Genomic DNA, 14,234 nt, shown 5'->3' on the forward strand with positions numbered 1-14,234 from the left:
TTCATGCATCCAGAGCTGTTTTCTATCGGTGATTTCACCATTCATACCTATGGCTTCATGATCATGATTGGAGCTACACTTGGTTTTTTTTATTTGACATATTCGGCTAAAAAAGACCTGAATATTGAAAGGGAAAAAATTCAAACCCTGGCAATTTTGATCATCATTGCAGCCTTTGTCGGTGGCAAGCTGTTTTTCTATTTTGAGGATCCGTCTTATTACTTGAGTTCATGGGCGAGTATGAAAAAAAATTTCCGAACGGGGTTCGTTTTCTACGGTTCGCTACTTTTTGCAGTTCCCCTGACCATCTGGTATTTCCGAAAAGAAAAGTGGCCTTTGTGGCCAATGATGGATCGATTGGCGATTACCATATGCATTATTCATGGGATAGGTAGGCTTGGATGCTTCTTTGCAGGGTGCTGTTATGGTGTGCCTACTGACATGCCCTGGGGAGTTACTTTTACCAACCCCATTTCGCAGGCTGAGCCACTAAATACAGCCCTTCACCCTACTCAGCTATATTCCGCCGGGATGATCCTGTCCATCCTGATCATATTGATGATGCTGAAGCGGCACCATCGTTTTGAAGGGCAATTGTTTTTCGTTTACATCATCCTATATGCTTTTGGGCGGGGCATCATCGAGTTTTTCCGGGGCGATGAAGAAAGAGGATACATCATTGACGGAGTACTTTCCCATTCACAGTTTATCAGTCTTATAGTTATCGCCGTGACGGTATGGATGTATCTGAGATTTAAGAAGAAGGCTGAGTTTAAGAGCTAACTCGAAGTTTCAACGCTCCTAGCAAAACCCTAATCTCAAACGGGGGCTGACCCATGCGCTCTCCATCGATGTGAGCAAACAACCGATTATTGGATTCAATTCGGATAGACTTTGCTTTGTGAAATCCCACTTCTTTCAGTGTATCATGTGTGCCTCCGGAAAGCTTGTGAATATTCATAAACCTTCGAATGCCTGAGATTTTTCCAATCTCACAAACTTCCAATAAACCATCGTCGATTTTCGCTTCCGGCATCAGCTTAAACCCTCCTCCAAATGTGGTTCCGTTTCCCACGGTGAGCAGGATCAGGTCTTTCTCCCGCTTTTCCCCATCAATAGAATACTGAAACGGACGCTCCTTGTATCCTCCCAGAATTCTGAGCACATGATAATAATAGGCCGCATGTCCTTTGAGCAAGGGCACTCGTTTGGAAGCCATATCCTCCACAATCTGCCCATCAAAGCCAATACCTACACCATTTACAAACTTGCGATCGTTGCACTGTCCCAGATCAATGGGATGAATTCTTCCATTGATAGCGGTCTCTATTCTGTCATTGAGGGATTTTCCAATATTCACATTCTTGATGAAATCGTCTCCTGTACCCGCTGGCAAAATTGAAATCGGGATGTTATACTTCAACCCGTTTATTGCCTCATTGATGGTGCCGTCTCCTCCTATGATAATGAGGTCGGTAAACGAGGCATCCAAAAATTCGGAGAGGGTTGTAGTAGCGCTTTTGCTTTCGCTGGTATCAAACACCTGGTAGGCTATCCCATCACTGTTGAGTCGCTCAGAAAGGGCTCTGCAAATCTTCATTGCTTTGCCACCAGCAAACGGATTCCAGATAACGAAAATCTTTCTGGCCATCAGAAAGGCAATTTGGAGAGGTCTACATTTCCACCTGTCAGGATCACTCCCACCCGCTTGCCATTAAATACCTTAGGATTTTTCAAAATCGCCGCAAAAGGAACGGCACAGGAAGGCTCGATCACAATCTTCATTCGCTCCCAGATCAGCTTCATTGCATCAATGATTTCTTGTTCGGTCACAGTGAATACCTCCTTCACATGTTCTTTGAGGATTTCAAAAGTCTTTTCTCCAACCGTGGTTTTCAGCCCGTCGGCAATTGTATCAAATGATTGGTTGGGTATGATCTTGCCAGCTTTCAGCGACTGATAGGCGTCATCCACGGCCACCGGCTCTCCCAGGTACACCTCCATATTGGGATCGAGGTGATGTGCAATCAGGCAGGTGCCAGCAGCCAAGCCTCCACCACCCACCGGAGCAATGATACAATCCAGATCTTCTACAGATTCGATGAGTTCTTTCGCTGCTGTGGCCTGGCCGGCAATAATGTTGTAGTCGTTGAACGGATGAATCAAAGTGGCTCCAGTCCTACTGATTACATCTTCGCAGGCCTGGGTTCGGGATTGATCATTGGGTTCACAAAAAATCACCTCTGCATCATAGCCCTTCACCGCATCTATTTTTACTTTCGAAGCATTCTTTGGCATCACCACGTATGCTTTTGCGCCCGCCAATTTGGCTGCAAGCGCCACCGCCTGACCATGGTTCCCAGAGGAATGACAAGCAAATCCATTAACCCTTTCCTCAGGGGTAAAGCTGAAGATGGCATTGGCTGCCCCACGCATTTTGAAAGCACCAACTTTCTGAAAGTTTTCACACTTAAAAAACAATTCACACCCGGCAATCTCGTCGATGTTCTTGGATGTCATTACAGGAGTTTGAATGATGTATTCAGAGATGCGCTGATGTGCGCGCTTGATGTCCGAAAAGGATGGTGGTGATGTAAGCATGTGTCAAATTTAATGCGCCTCCAGCCAGTTTTCACCGATCCCAATTCCAATTTCCATGGGCACTTCCAGCGGATAGGCGTTTTTCATAAAATCTTCGACTTTAGAAACCAATATCTCATGCTCGTCTTTGTGCATATCGAATACCAATTCGTCATGCACCTGCATGATCATTTTGGAGTTCATTCTTTCTTCTTTCATCCATTTATGAATATTGATCATCGCAATCTTGATGATATCTGCGGCGCTCCCCTGAATTGGGGCGTTGATGGCGTTTCGCTCATCAAACCCCCGCATGGTAAAGTTTCGGGAGTTGATGTTTCTCAGGTATCTCCTTCGTCCCAATATGGTCTCCACGTACTCATCCTTCTTCGCTTTTTCTATCGTAGCATCCATGTATTTTTTGACATTCGGAAATTCCTTGAAATAGGAGTCGATGATCTCCTGCGCCTCTCCACGAGAAATATTCAGATTTTGAGAAAGTCCATACGCTGAGATCCCGTAGATGATTCCAAAATTGACCTCTTTGGCCTTCCGACGCATATTGGGTTCCACATTGTCTACATCCACCCCAAATACTTTGGCTGCTGTGGTAGCATGAATATCCCTTCCTTCTTTAAAGGCATTCATCATGCTCGCATCTTTCGAAAAGGCAGCCATGATGCGAAGTTCGATCTGCGAATAATCAGCTGCCATGATCAGGTAATGATCATCTTTTGGCACAAAGGCTTTACGAATCTCTCGACCTTTCTGCGTGCGAATGGGGATGTTTTGGAGGTTGGGATTGTTTGAGCTTAACCTTCCGGTAGAAGCCACGGTCTGCCGGTAGTCCGTGTGGATACGATTGTCAGCCGGACTGATCAGCTTCGGCAAAGCATCCACGTAAGTGGATTTCAGCTTTTGATACTCCCGGAATTCCAAAATCTTGGCCGCAATGACATGCTCATCTGCAAGCTTGGAAAGAATATCTTCTCCCGTGGCATACTGACCAGTCTTGGTTTTCTTAGGTTTGTCTACAATTTTGAGCTGATCAAAAAGGATTTCTCCAAGTTGCTTCGGTGAGCCAATGTTGAATTCCATGCCCGCTATGTCAAAGATCTCCTGCTGTACCCGACGGGTTTCGTCATCCAGCTCCTTCGACATCTTTTCGAGAGCAGTGGTGTCTACCTTAACCCCTTCATACTCCATATCGGCTAGTACAAAAGAGAGTGGTTCCTCTACCTCGTGTAGCAATTTTTGAAGCTTCCGCTCATCTACATTCTTTTCAAGCAGTTCCTTTAATTGTAGTGTGATGTCCGCATCTTCGCAAGCGTAATCTTTCACTTTCTCTGCATCCACCTGATCGATGGTTTTCTGGCTTTTCCCTTTTGGCCCAACCAGTTCTTCAAAGGATATGGTCTTATAGTTAAGCAGTTTATCTGCCAGCCAGTCCATGCTGTTGTTGGATTCGGAATCGAGCAGGAAGTGAGCCAGCATCGTGTCAAAGATTGGGCCTCTTACATGTACGTCGTAGTTGCGCATCACCTGAATGTCATACTTCAGGTTCTGTCCGATCTTTTGAATCTTTTCATCCTCCAAAATGGCTTTGAAAGCATTGGACACTTTTTGAGCTTGATCCTTGCAAGGCACATACCATGCTTCTCCTTTTTTGATGGCAAAAGCAATCCCCAAAAGATCGGCCTCTCGTGTTTCGAGACTGGTAGTTTCTGTGTCAAAGCAGAACGATTTTTGAGCTTCCAGCTTCTTCACCAGGCTTTGGATGTCTGCCTCAGTTTCCACCAGGTGATAGGTATGATTGGTCGTTTCAATGGATTCCTTACCGTCATTGGACGTGACCGATTCAGTACCCCCAGAATCAAACAATCCTAACTGCTGGGTCTCTCCTCTTTTAATTTCGTTCTCCTCCACAAAGACCCTTCGGGCTATGGTTTTAAATTCCAGCTTATCAAAAATCGGTTTCAGTATTTCAGGGTTTGGGTCTCCGTATCTCAAACCTTCCTCATCAAAATCGATGGGGGAATCGATCTTGATGGTAGCCAATTCTTTTGACATGATGCCCTGTTTCCCATGCTCCTGCACCCGTTGCTGTAGTGCTCCTTTCAACTCGTCTGCATGAGCCACAATGCCTTCCACATCGCCATATTCTTTCAGTAGTTTAGAAGCGGTCTTGTCACCAATTCCCGGAATCCCTGGAATATTATCCACTGAATCTCCTTTCAAGCCTAGCACATCCCTCACCTGATCCACTTTGTCAATGTCGAACTTGGCAAGCACTTCAGGTATGCCCATGATATCCACACCATTACCCATTCTTCTGGGTTTGAAGAGAAAAATGTTTTCATCCACCAGCTGAGCAAAGTCCTTGTCTGGCGTCATCATGTACACCTTAAAACCCTCTTTGCTGGCCTTTTTGGCTATGGTGCCGATCAGGTCATCAGCCTCATATCCATCCATTTCGAGGATAGGAATGTTGAAGCCTCGAACAATATCCTTACAATAAGGAATAGCTACTTTGATTTCCTCCGGCTGCTCCTGCCGAGTCGCTTTATACTCAGCATAATCTTCGTGACGAAAAGTGGGGGCATGGGTATCGAATGCTACCCCGATGTGAGAGGGTTTCTCTTTGGTTATAATCTCCAGAAGTGAGTTGGTAAATCCCAGAATCGCACCGGTATTGATGCCATTGGTGGTGAGTCTGGGGTTCTGGCTCATGGCAAAGTGCGCACGATAAATCAGGGCAAATGCATCGAGTAGGAAGAGTTTCTTTTCGGCCATGAGGTAAATTTAGCAGACTGGTCAATTAGTTCATCCTTTTCAGCTACAACATCCATGGATTCGGTTACGAATAGTCATATGGCTCATCCGACCAAGCAGTCGTTCAATAAAAAAGGTGGCCCTGCATTGCAAAACCACCTTTTAAATCTGTTCTTAAAGACAGTGAATAAATGAATTAATCTTCGATTAGTTCAACATTCACTGCGTTCATACCTTTCTTACCTCTTTCTGTCTCGAAAGACACTTTGTCATTTTCTCTGATCTCATCAATCAGACCGCTTGAGTGTACGAAAATGTCTTCTCTTGAATTATCAGGAGTGATAAATCCAAATCCTTTTTCAGTGTTGAAAAACTTTACAGTTCCTTCTTGCATTGTAATAATATTATTGTTGTTATTAAAAAATTCCCAAAAAACATGTGAGACTTACAACCATCAAATGAGGGCTCTAAGAACCTCCAATATCTCACCAACATACCAATCGAATTGGGAATGTTTAATCAACGTTTTAAAGGGTATTCTTGGAAGAAAAGCGATTTGAAACGAAAATTGACCCTGTGGAATTCTTTAGAGTCTGTGGTATACTAAAGTGCTCATTGCTTTTGAGAGCACTGCAAATATACGGCATTTTGCTTGATGGTGTGATTTATTTTTAAGGCTTCAATGCCCTTACCATCTCCTTCTTGCCCATTGCTCCTTGAAGGGTCTCTACCACAAACCCGGCTTCAGAAAGGTTTCGCTTGAACTTACCCTGGGCACAATAGGTGGTAAGTACACCTCCGGAGGCTAGCATTGAGTAACATTTTTTGATATTGGCCAAAGCCCAGACTTCCGCTTGTTTGCTAGGGGCAAATGCGTCAAAGTAGATCAGGTTGAAAAGTGTTGTAGTTGAAAAGTGCTCGAGTTTGGTTGCTGTTTTTAGCAGCTTGAAGTTCTGAAAAATTTCAACTTCATTTTCCCAATCAGCTTCATGGATTTTCATTAAAAGAGCCTTCTCGCTCTCCGACTCATAATAATTAAGTTTCTCATAAATTTCCTTTTTTATTGGAAACGGCTCCAATGATGTAAAGTGAACCATCTGATTATTTGCTCCTGCAAACTGTGCGGTAAGAAAGGCATTCAAGCCGGTACCCAATCCGACCTCCAAAATTCGAGCCTCTTGTTCCTGATTATGGTCCCGCCAAAATTCCAGTCCCTCTTTGATAAAGACATGTACCGACTCTCCCTTCGCACCCCTTGTCGAATGGTAGGTCTCGTTTAGCTCCTCATCAAACAGGCTGTGAGAGCCATCTTCTGTTGTTATGATTTTTATTGGCATACCTTTCTTGTCATTCTGAACGAAGTGGAGAATCTATCACAGAAGAAGATCCTTCGCTTTGCTCGGGATGACACTCTAAAACTTATTCTCTATATATCAACACCGTAGCATGCGCGGCAACTCCTTCTTCTTTCCCCACAAACCCAAGCTTTTCCGTTGTTGTGGCTTTAATGGAGATGTCTTCTTCATCGATTCCAATGACTTCAGCGAGTACCTTTTTCATCTCAGGAATGTGTGGGTTGAGCTTGGGCATCTCCAGACATACTGTTGAGTCTACATTGCCAACTTTATACCCCTTCTCCCCAATCAGACGCACTACCTCCTTCAGCAAAATCTTACTGTCAATGCCCTTGTATTTTGGGTCCTTATCTGAGAAATGAAAACCAATGTCACGCATGTTTGCGGCTCCAAGCAATGCATCGCAAATGACATGGATCAGCACGTCCGCATCGGAGTGGCCATAGGCTCCATGCGTATGCGGCACTTTGATGCCACCGATCCAAAAGTCCATCCCTTCAGCCAGGGCATGTACATCATATCCGTATCCTACTCGTATGTTGGGTTTTGCCATTGGGTAAAGATAAACATCCCCCTGCTTACACACAGGCCCGCACACACCCCTTCAAAGGGGGAATCACTCCTGATTAGGTCTAATCTGACTTCTTGCGGACTCTTACTTTTTTAACCAACCATACAACACCAAGCGCAACCAAACCAAATGGCCAGAGTGCCAATAGATAAACCAAGAAAGTCTGGAATCCCTGCCAGCCTGCAGACATAGCATTTAGGACACGCGTGCCAAAACCCGGTCGTTGCTCCTGATCCAATTCATAAGGAACAAGCTCATAAAAGGAAATGTCAAGTGTGCTGTAATTGATTTGATGACTCAAAAGCTTAAACTGTCCCTGAAGAGACTCAATCTCTGAGCGTACCTGATTCAGGTTTCGTTCTACCTCCAGGATATCGCCTATCTTATTAGCTTGCTTCAGGATTTCCTGATACCGCTCTTCCAGTTTCTTCTTGTTTTCTATACGTGATTGAAGATCATAATACCGACTTGTCACATCATCGGTGTTCACCCATCGGTTGTCCAATTTCTTACCGTCAGTCACCTCTTTTATTAACACATCGAAGTTTTGAGGCGGCACTTTGATGCTCACATTGTAATTGATCCGGTCATATCCTTTGTTTTCGTTTTCAGAGGAGATATAGGCATCATGCTGATCGAGCAGCTTGTTGATACGCTGGTACTCCTCTTTAGTGCTTTCCACGCGGTAGGAGAGTCCGCCTGTTTTGATGACTTTCTTTTCTAATTCAGCTTGATCTTGTTCTGTGTTGGAAACTTTTCTGTATGCTGCAGCATCCGCTTCTTCAGCAGCTGGTTGCATTGTCATGGGAACTTCCATGTCCGCGATCGTAGAACCGGGTCCTCCATTGCCACCGCAGGCGGCCATCAGGAATATGAAAAGTAAGCTTAACGTCTTCATGTGATTAAATTTAGCCGATCTAATCACAAGAATCCTACCAATGTCTTTTGATGACATCTAAAAGAAGTGGATGAATAGCTCCACCTGCAACTATTTCTCTTCCAAAAACGAAATCATCGCCTCCTCTAAAATCGGTGACCGTGCCCCCAGCCTCCTTTACTAGGATAACTCCTCCGGCAATATCATACGAGTTGAGATTATACTCGAAGTAACCGCCATAACGCCCACATGCTACATAGGCCATGTCCGCTGCGGCACTACCCATTCTTCTTAAGCCCTGAGTAGATTCCATCAATTGATGCAGGATTTTCAGGTATTCATCCAGCCGATGAAATTCGTAGTATGGGAAGCCAGTGGCTAAAATGCAATCAGAAAAAGAGGCAGCCCTTGAAGCATGGATTCGCTTTTTATTCAGGTACGCTCCCCCTTCCTTCCAGGCGTAAAAACACTCATCATTGGCCACTTCATACACCACCCCAGCCACAATTTCATGCTCATGCATCAGACCAATGCTCACACAATAGTTTGGAATGCCGTGCACAAAGTTGGTGGTGCCATCCAGCGGATCAATGATCCAGGTAAATTCCTTTTGCTCCTGCTCTGTGGTTTCTTCTTCGGTGATGAAGCCTGCCTCAGGAAGAATTTTTTTAAGTCCTGTGATGATCTGCTTTTCGGATTCCTTATCGACATAAGAAACCAGGTCGCTATCTCCTTTAAATTCCACCTCATCGTAAGAAAAACGCTTCCTTTCCTGCCTGATAAACGCTCCGGTCTTCAGGGCTACTGCTGCTACTTTTTCGGTGAGGTTTTCAAAATTCATTTAGCTCCTTCTAATACAATGACAAATTCCCCCTTAATGGATTTGGTGCTGAAATAAGTAAGCACCTCCTCTATTGAACCAGTCACTGTCTCTTCAAACTTCTTTGTTAACTCTCTGGAAACAGAGACGTTTCGATCCCCTAAAATTTCTTTGAATTGCTGCAGGGTTTTGAGCAGTCTATGTGGTGACTCATAGTAGATAGCCGTTCTACTCTCCTCTTTCATTGCTTCAATACGGGTTTGTCTGCCCTTTTTATGCGGGAGAAATCCCTCAAAAACAAATCGCTCACAGGAAAACCCAGATTTGATCAGTGCGGGGACAAACGCCGTAGCGCCCGGAAGGGAATCGACAGGGATGTCATGAGCTAAAGCCTCACGCACCAGTAAGAATCCCGGATCTGAAATACCCGGAGTGCCAGCATCCGAAATCTGAGCAATGGAAACCCCAGACTTCAATTTTTCGATGGCCTCTTCAACTTTCTTGTGCTCATTGTGCGCATGAAAGCTTTGGGCCGGCGTTTTGATCTCATAGTGCTTTAGTAAAAAACCTGAGGTTCTCGTGTCCTCTGCAAGAATCAGGTCAACTTCCTTCAGCACCTGAACCGCCCGGTAGGTCATGTCGGCGAGGTTGCCGATAGGAGTGGGAACAAGGTATAGCTTTCCTGGCTCGATGGTCATAATGTGACTAAGATATGCAAAGATTGTCCCCTTGAGGGGGCTATAGGGGTGTTAAATGCCATAACACCCACCTAACTTCCGACTCGTCGGACCGCCTCAAGGGAGGAATTGGTTCTTGATCAACCCATCTATCACTTCCGCCAGTTTATGGTCTTTCTCAGTCACCACATCTCCGGCATCATGCGTATTCAGCTCAAAACTGACCGTATTGTAGACGTTGCTCCAGTTCGGGTGATGATTCATCTTTTCTGCGATGATCGCCACCTGACTCATGAAGCCAAACGCTTCCACAAAATCTTTAAATTCAAACGTCTTTTTTAGCTTGTTGTCTTCTTCTTTCCAGCTCATATCCTGTCTCTTAAAGTGAAATAATTCCTTCGATTTTCTTGGCCTCCTTATACACATCCACCACGGCACTGCTCGTCTCCATGTGTGCATGGATCGTTACGCTGATGTACTTATTCCCAGAGCTTGGTTTCAGCCTGATTTCGGCTTCTTCTACCAATGCTTCTACCTTCTCCTGATGCTCCGGCTTTACGATAAACTTAAAAATGTACTTGCCTGGAAATTCATGATTGTTTTCCAGCTTCTCAATAAAGGCCTGTTCGTCCCAGCTCATATATTCAATTTACATGCTAATAGGTATATAAAAAAAGCCATCCCGAGATAGTTCGGAATGGCTTCATTTGATTTTCTATTTGGATTAAAAGAACTTGTATCTCATGTCTTCGATATCAGCAAATTCTTTGATCGCCTGATCGATCTTTCTTGGTACGAACAGTCTGAAATAGGATAGCGGGAAATCGGCGATCACTGTGCTTTGACCCAGCCTGGATCGGGACACCTGAAGGGCAAATGTCGAATAATCATCCATATCAGCAGGAATATCCTTTGCGATCAGTTTTACCACAATCACTCCATCCTGCAAGCCGAAAGGTCTGGTCATCTCCTCCTCGTCCAAAGCGAATGAAAGTCCAATCGCCTCCGGGGCATATCCTACTCCAGTGATGCTGTTGGAGAATAGCTGGAAGTCAGCCGTTCCGGTTTTTGCACCATCGCCATATGCCACCGCTATTGACTCCACATCAGCGGCATCCAGCCCGCTCAGCTTTTTGATAATGGATTCAGACTTCTTCTCGTTTCTTACTCGGCGCTCCACCTGGTTTCGTACTTCCGAAAGATTCGCCACGCCTTCTTCCTGCTCAGCAGTCATCGCAGCAACCACGTATCGATTATTTACTTCTTTTACCTCAGATACTGCACCAGTTGATGCTTCATTGTATAGCCAAAGTACCAGGCCTCTTGCCTCGATCATCTGGCCTACGCGCTGATCATTCTTTCCGATTCTGTTCGCAGACCTCACTGTCAGGCCTTGCTCTTCTGCCAGCTTTCTAAACTCTTCCAGATTTCCGGCTGAAGCCGAGAAAAGATCTGCCTGCCGGTACACTTCATTGATGGTCTCATCCGAAACGAAGAACTCCTTCTTCATTTTAGCTACTCTATAAAGCACAGAGTCAGCAGCGATTTCATCTCTTCGGGAAAGCTTGTAAAACTCATACGCTCCATTTACAATGACCGGAGACGACACGTAACCTACTTCTTTGCCCTGGAGGGAATCAGGAAGGTTTGCGTCCGTGTAGGTGATGTACGGATACGGATCATCTGAATTCACCATGACATAGCTGGAGTCATTGGTAGCGGCGGCAAGTGATTGCTTGAACCCTGCCACTTCATCCGCCACGATCGCTGAATCTGCACTGGACGGATAGATGTCGAAAATCACGTACTCCATGTTGCGAGTTTCATCTCTCTGAAACTCCGATTCGTGATCATCCAGATAAGCCTGTAGCTCACTGTCAGTGACGGTGATGGAAGAATCCGAAACGCTCAGGAATGGAACATACATGTAGCTGATGGTTGCACTTGCATTTTGATTCACGTACTCATCCTTCGCCTCATACTTGGTCACGTAGTTGGTCTTGGTGAACAGGTTGGAGTACTTTTCAATTTTTCTGCTTGGTACCAAAGACTGCTCAAACGAAATCCACGAATTTCGTTGCTGAGGATCCGCCTGCTGCAGGCTTCCTAAAAATGCTGTAACATTCTCCTTGTTAAACTCTCCTGTCTGAGGGTTTGAGAAAAACTGCATGATCTGTGGGCTAATGTTGCTCCCCTGAACCATGTCTACCAGTTCATCATTGGTAACTACTATACCTAGCTCTTCAAATTGCTTTTCATAAGCCTTTTCGAGAATCAGCGCATTCCATGCTTCATTTCTTATTTGGTCTGTCTCCTTCTGCATCGGGTTTCTGCCCGTGTTCAATGCAAAATTGTAAGACAGCTCGTCTACTTTGTTTTGAAACTGAGTATTCGATATTGATTCGCCGGCGATCTCTCCAATATCAGGATTGTCCCCTCCACCCAAAAGCGTTGAGTTTCCTATCAAGTCTGTGCCTATGAAAGCGACCATGGTGACCATGATTGCTCCTACCACGATCTTACCCATCTTGTTTCTCAGTGTGCCAATTAGTGCCATACTATTCTAAATGCTCTTTTAATAAGGTCGGCAAAAATAAGGAAATAATTTGCTATTGACCCACACAGTGGGTTTTTATAAAACAAGACCTAACTACCACAAGATTATACAGTTAGCCAATGCTCCCCAGCCTCAATCAAACAGACATGGAGATGGCTAAATATTCGATACTTTCGAAGGAATCACCTCGGAGTTTCTGTTCCAGAAATAGGCCAGACTCAACCCAGAAATAATGTGCCATATGCCCCACCAGGCTGCTACGATGGCCATTCCGCCCAGGCCATTGAAAAAGCTGAAGATAAGAATGAGGCCCAGGCCGGAGTTTTGAATCCCGGTTTCCACTGAAATGGACCTGCGATCCTGCTGATCCAATCCAAAGATTTTTCCCACCTGATAGCCGGCCATGAGTGCCACTGCATTGTGCACCAGCACCAGCAATATCACCAGGTGGATGTATTCCAGAAAGAGGTTGAAGTTGGCATTGAAGGCCATGATCACAATCCCGGCAAAAATGGCAATGGAGCTGTAGTGCATGATTGGGTGCAGGCGATCTGCCAGTTGTGGTCTGAATTTCCTAAGCAACATTCCAAGAACAATTGGAACCAAAAGGAGCACAGTAATGGTCTTGAGTAGCTGCCAGAAATCGAGGCTCACCTCTGTTAGAATGCTGGCGGTGGGAGGATACATACCTGCCCAGAAGGTCAGGTTGATAGGCGTCATAATAATAGCCAAACTGCTGGATACTGCCGTGAGGCTCACCGAAAGGGCGGTGTTGCCACGAGCCATGGCTGTCATGAAGTTGGAGATATTTCCTCCCGGACAAGCTGCTACGAGCATCATGCCAAGTGCAAAGCTGGGGCGGGGCTGAATGATCAAAATCAGGAGATAAGTAAGGGCAGGGAGCACAATGAATTGTGAGAGTATCCCAGCCAGGGCCGATTTAGGACTCTTAATTACTCTGATAAAGTCTTCGATCCGGAGGTTGATTGCTACTCCGAACATGATGAAGCCCAGGCTGAGGTTGAGGTAAAAAAGATTGGCCTCTGAGAAGTTGAGCGTCACCTGATCGATGGGGTCCATCCCGGCAAGATAAATAAAAAAGAGATGCTTCGATAAACAGAAACATCCCCCTCACCCCCTTCAAAGGGGGATTCCCTTCGAAGAAAATGACGGATGATTTACTTCTTCCTGATGATAATATCCCCATGCATATTCTTGAAAGTATACTCGGGACCACCGCCATTGATTGCTCCAAATACCCACGAGTTGATGGACACCTTGTACTTGCCATCATCTGACTTTACTTCCGGCTTGGATCGGTCTACGGTCATATCATAGTCGGTGAAAATCTCTCCACGGTCTGATCGCATCTTTGCTGTGGCTTTGATGTCACCGGGGAAGGTCACATCCACATTGCCATGCAATGTCACGAAGGACATAGGCTCATTGGGTGTCACCTTGATGAAGTTGACAATGATGTCTCCATGCACCGTGTTGGAAACAATCGACCCGCTCATGTTTTTCATGGTGAGTGGGCCATGAACAGCCGAGATCTCATGTGTGCCGCTCACTCCGGTTACATCTACTTTGCCGTGAACAGTGGAAACTTCCAGATCAAAATTTGCCGGCACTTTGATGGTCAGATTGATTGGCTTCTTCCAGGAATTGGTTTCTATCTCCACACGGTTGTTGTTTTCAGATGCGCTTAACTCTATCGGACTGCTGGAGATCTTTTTCATACCTGCAGGAGCCTGGTTATCATTTTTGTTGTCGTTATCATTGCCACAGCTCGCACAGTCTCCATCTTTGTCATCTGATTGTGCTTTTGCTTCAATGATTACTTCTTTCCCATCGTAGGCTTCCACCATAATGTCCCCTCGAATAAGGCCTACCTCCAGCTTCCCTTTCGATCCGGGTGAGCTTAGGGGTATTACAATTCGTTCGTTGAAATCCTGCGCCCAGATGCTTACTGAGGCTACAAGAAATGCTATCATCAATAACTTTTTCATGATTCTATGTTTTAAA

At 45.2% G+C, this 14,234-nt stretch carries 15 protein-coding genes; 1 reads left to right on the top strand and 14 read right to left on the bottom strand.

What is annotated here, in order from left to right:
* The first annotated feature begins 3 nt into the window (after positions 1-3).
* Entirely contained in the window at positions 4-783 is a 780-nt protein-coding gene (lgt, locus tag RLN88_RS05180; protein ID WP_350220313.1) for a prolipoprotein diacylglyceryl transferase, read from the top strand.
* Here the strand turns inward: lgt and RLN88_RS05185 are convergent.
* The 14 genes from RLN88_RS05185 to RLN88_RS05250 all read right to left on the bottom strand — a co-directional run bounded on the left by RLN88_RS05185 (position 773) and on the right by RLN88_RS05250 (position 14,218).
* Positions 773-1,651, bottom strand: a complete 879-nt coding sequence (locus tag RLN88_RS05185; protein ID WP_350220314.1) for a diacylglycerol/lipid kinase family protein — start codon at positions 1,649-1,651, stop codon at positions 773-775. The two genes, lgt and RLN88_RS05185, sit on opposite strands and share 11 nt — an antisense overlap.
* Entirely contained in the window at positions 1,651-2,601 is a 951-nt protein-coding gene (locus tag RLN88_RS05190; protein ID WP_350220315.1) for a threonine ammonia-lyase, read from the bottom strand. Before RLN88_RS05190 ends, RLN88_RS05185 begins: the two co-directional genes overlap by 1 nt.
* Before the next feature lie 9 nt (positions 2,602-2,610).
* Positions 2,611-5,373, bottom strand: coding sequence for a DNA polymerase I (gene polA, locus RLN88_RS05195; protein ID WP_350220316.1), 2,763 nt, complete (start codon positions 5,371-5,373; stop codon positions 2,611-2,613).
* A gap of 175 nt (positions 5,374-5,548) precedes the next feature.
* Positions 5,549-5,746: a cold-shock protein gene (locus RLN88_RS05200; RefSeq protein WP_350220317.1), complete on the bottom strand. Its 198-nt coding sequence runs from the start codon at positions 5,744-5,746 to the stop codon at positions 5,549-5,551.
* A gap of 277 nt (positions 5,747-6,023) precedes the next feature.
* Positions 6,024-6,689, bottom strand: a complete 666-nt coding sequence (gene mnmC2, locus RLN88_RS05205) for a tRNA (5-methylaminomethyl-2-thiouridine)(34)-methyltransferase MnmC2 (protein WP_350220318.1) — start codon at positions 6,687-6,689, stop codon at positions 6,024-6,026.
* A gap of 82 nt (positions 6,690-6,771) precedes the next feature.
* Complete coding sequence (ispF, locus tag RLN88_RS05210) at positions 6,772-7,260, bottom strand: 2-C-methyl-D-erythritol 2,4-cyclodiphosphate synthase (RefSeq protein ID WP_350220319.1); 489 nt, start codon at positions 7,258-7,260, stop codon at positions 6,772-6,774.
* 79 nt (positions 7,261-7,339) lie between these two features.
* Positions 7,340-8,176 (bottom strand): DUF4349 domain-containing protein, encoded by an 837-nt coding sequence (locus RLN88_RS05215; RefSeq protein WP_350220320.1) that lies wholly within the window; start codon positions 8,174-8,176, stop codon positions 7,340-7,342.
* Positions 8,177-8,210: 34 nt separating this feature from the next.
* A complete protein-coding gene (locus RLN88_RS05220; protein ID WP_350220321.1) occupies positions 8,211-8,996 on the bottom strand; it encodes an inositol monophosphatase family protein in 786 nt (261 codons plus the stop codon).
* On the bottom strand, positions 8,993-9,673 hold the full coding sequence (gene rsmI, locus RLN88_RS05225; RefSeq protein ID WP_350220322.1) for a 16S rRNA (cytidine(1402)-2'-O)-methyltransferase: 681 nt from the start codon (positions 9,671-9,673) through the stop codon (positions 8,993-8,995). Before rsmI ends, RLN88_RS05220 begins: the two co-directional genes overlap by 4 nt.
* Before the next feature lie 96 nt (positions 9,674-9,769).
* The gene (locus tag RLN88_RS05230; RefSeq protein WP_350220323.1) at positions 9,770-10,021 is read right to left on the bottom strand and encodes a 4a-hydroxytetrahydrobiopterin dehydratase; all 252 of its coding nucleotides are present in this window, start codon (positions 10,019-10,021) and stop codon (positions 9,770-9,772) included.
* Positions 10,022-10,031: 10 nt separating this feature from the next.
* Complete coding sequence (locus tag RLN88_RS05235) at positions 10,032-10,292, bottom strand: DUF493 family protein (protein ID WP_350220324.1); 261 nt, start codon at positions 10,290-10,292, stop codon at positions 10,032-10,034.
* 84 nt (positions 10,293-10,376) lie between these two features.
* Complete coding sequence (locus RLN88_RS05240) at positions 10,377-12,209, bottom strand: SurA N-terminal domain-containing protein (RefSeq protein WP_350220325.1); 1,833 nt, start codon at positions 12,207-12,209, stop codon at positions 10,377-10,379.
* Positions 12,210-12,365: 156 nt separating this feature from the next.
* Positions 12,366-13,304 (bottom strand): bile acid:sodium symporter family protein, encoded by a 939-nt coding sequence (locus tag RLN88_RS05245; protein WP_350220522.1) that lies wholly within the window; start codon positions 13,302-13,304, stop codon positions 12,366-12,368.
* A gap of 83 nt (positions 13,305-13,387) precedes the next feature.
* Complete coding sequence (locus RLN88_RS05250) at positions 13,388-14,218, bottom strand: DUF4097 family beta strand repeat-containing protein (RefSeq protein ID WP_350220326.1); 831 nt, start codon at positions 14,216-14,218, stop codon at positions 13,388-13,390.
* Between the last annotated feature and the right edge of the window lie 16 nt (positions 14,219-14,234).

It is taken from the genome of Ekhidna sp., from assembly GCF_040223195.1.
Classification (GTDB): domain Bacteria; phylum Bacteroidota; class Bacteroidia; order Cytophagales; family Cyclobacteriaceae; genus Ekhidna.

Coding starts and splice junctions, on each gene's coding strand:
- RLN88_RS05230 (WP_350220323.1), bottom strand. CDS start 10,021: ATGAGCTGGAAAGAAGAAGACAACAAGCTAAAAAAGACGTTTGAATTT.
- rsmI (WP_350220322.1), bottom strand. CDS start 9,673: ATGACCATCGAGCCAGGAAAGCTATACCTTGTTCCCACTCCTATCGGC.
- RLN88_RS05200 (WP_350220317.1), bottom strand. CDS start 5,746: ATGCAAGAAGGAACTGTAAAGTTTTTCAACACTGAAAAAGGATTTGGA.
- polA (WP_350220316.1), bottom strand. CDS start 5,373: ATGGCCGAAAAGAAACTCTTCCTACTCGATGCATTTGCCCTGATTTAT.
- RLN88_RS05185 (WP_350220314.1), bottom strand. CDS start 1,651: ATGGCCAGAAAGATTTTCGTTATCTGGAATCCGTTTGCTGGTGGCAAA.
- ispF (WP_350220319.1), bottom strand. CDS start 7,260: ATGGCAAAACCCAACATACGAGTAGGATACGGATATGATGTACATGCC.
- RLN88_RS05220 (WP_350220321.1), bottom strand. CDS start 8,996: ATGAATTTTGAAAACCTCACCGAAAAAGTAGCAGCAGTAGCCCTGAAG.
- lgt (WP_350220313.1), top strand. CDS start 4: ATGCATCCAGAGCTGTTTTCTATCGGTGATTTCACCATTCATACCTAT.
- RLN88_RS05235 (WP_350220324.1), bottom strand. CDS start 10,292: ATGAGCTGGGACGAACAGGCCTTTATTGAGAAGCTGGAAAACAATCAT.
- RLN88_RS05190 (WP_350220315.1), bottom strand. CDS start 2,601: ATGCTTACATCACCACCATCCTTTTCGGACATCAAGCGCGCACATCAG.
- RLN88_RS05240 (WP_350220325.1), bottom strand. CDS start 12,209: ATGGCACTAATTGGCACACTGAGAAACAAGATGGGTAAGATCGTGGTA.
- mnmC2 (WP_350220318.1), bottom strand. CDS start 6,689: ATGCCAATAAAAATCATAACAACAGAAGATGGCTCTCACAGCCTGTTT.
- RLN88_RS05250 (WP_350220326.1), bottom strand. CDS start 14,218: ATGAAAAAGTTATTGATGATAGCATTTCTTGTAGCCTCAGTAAGCATC.
- RLN88_RS05215 (WP_350220320.1), bottom strand. CDS start 8,176: ATGAAGACGTTAAGCTTACTTTTCATATTCCTGATGGCCGCCTGCGGT.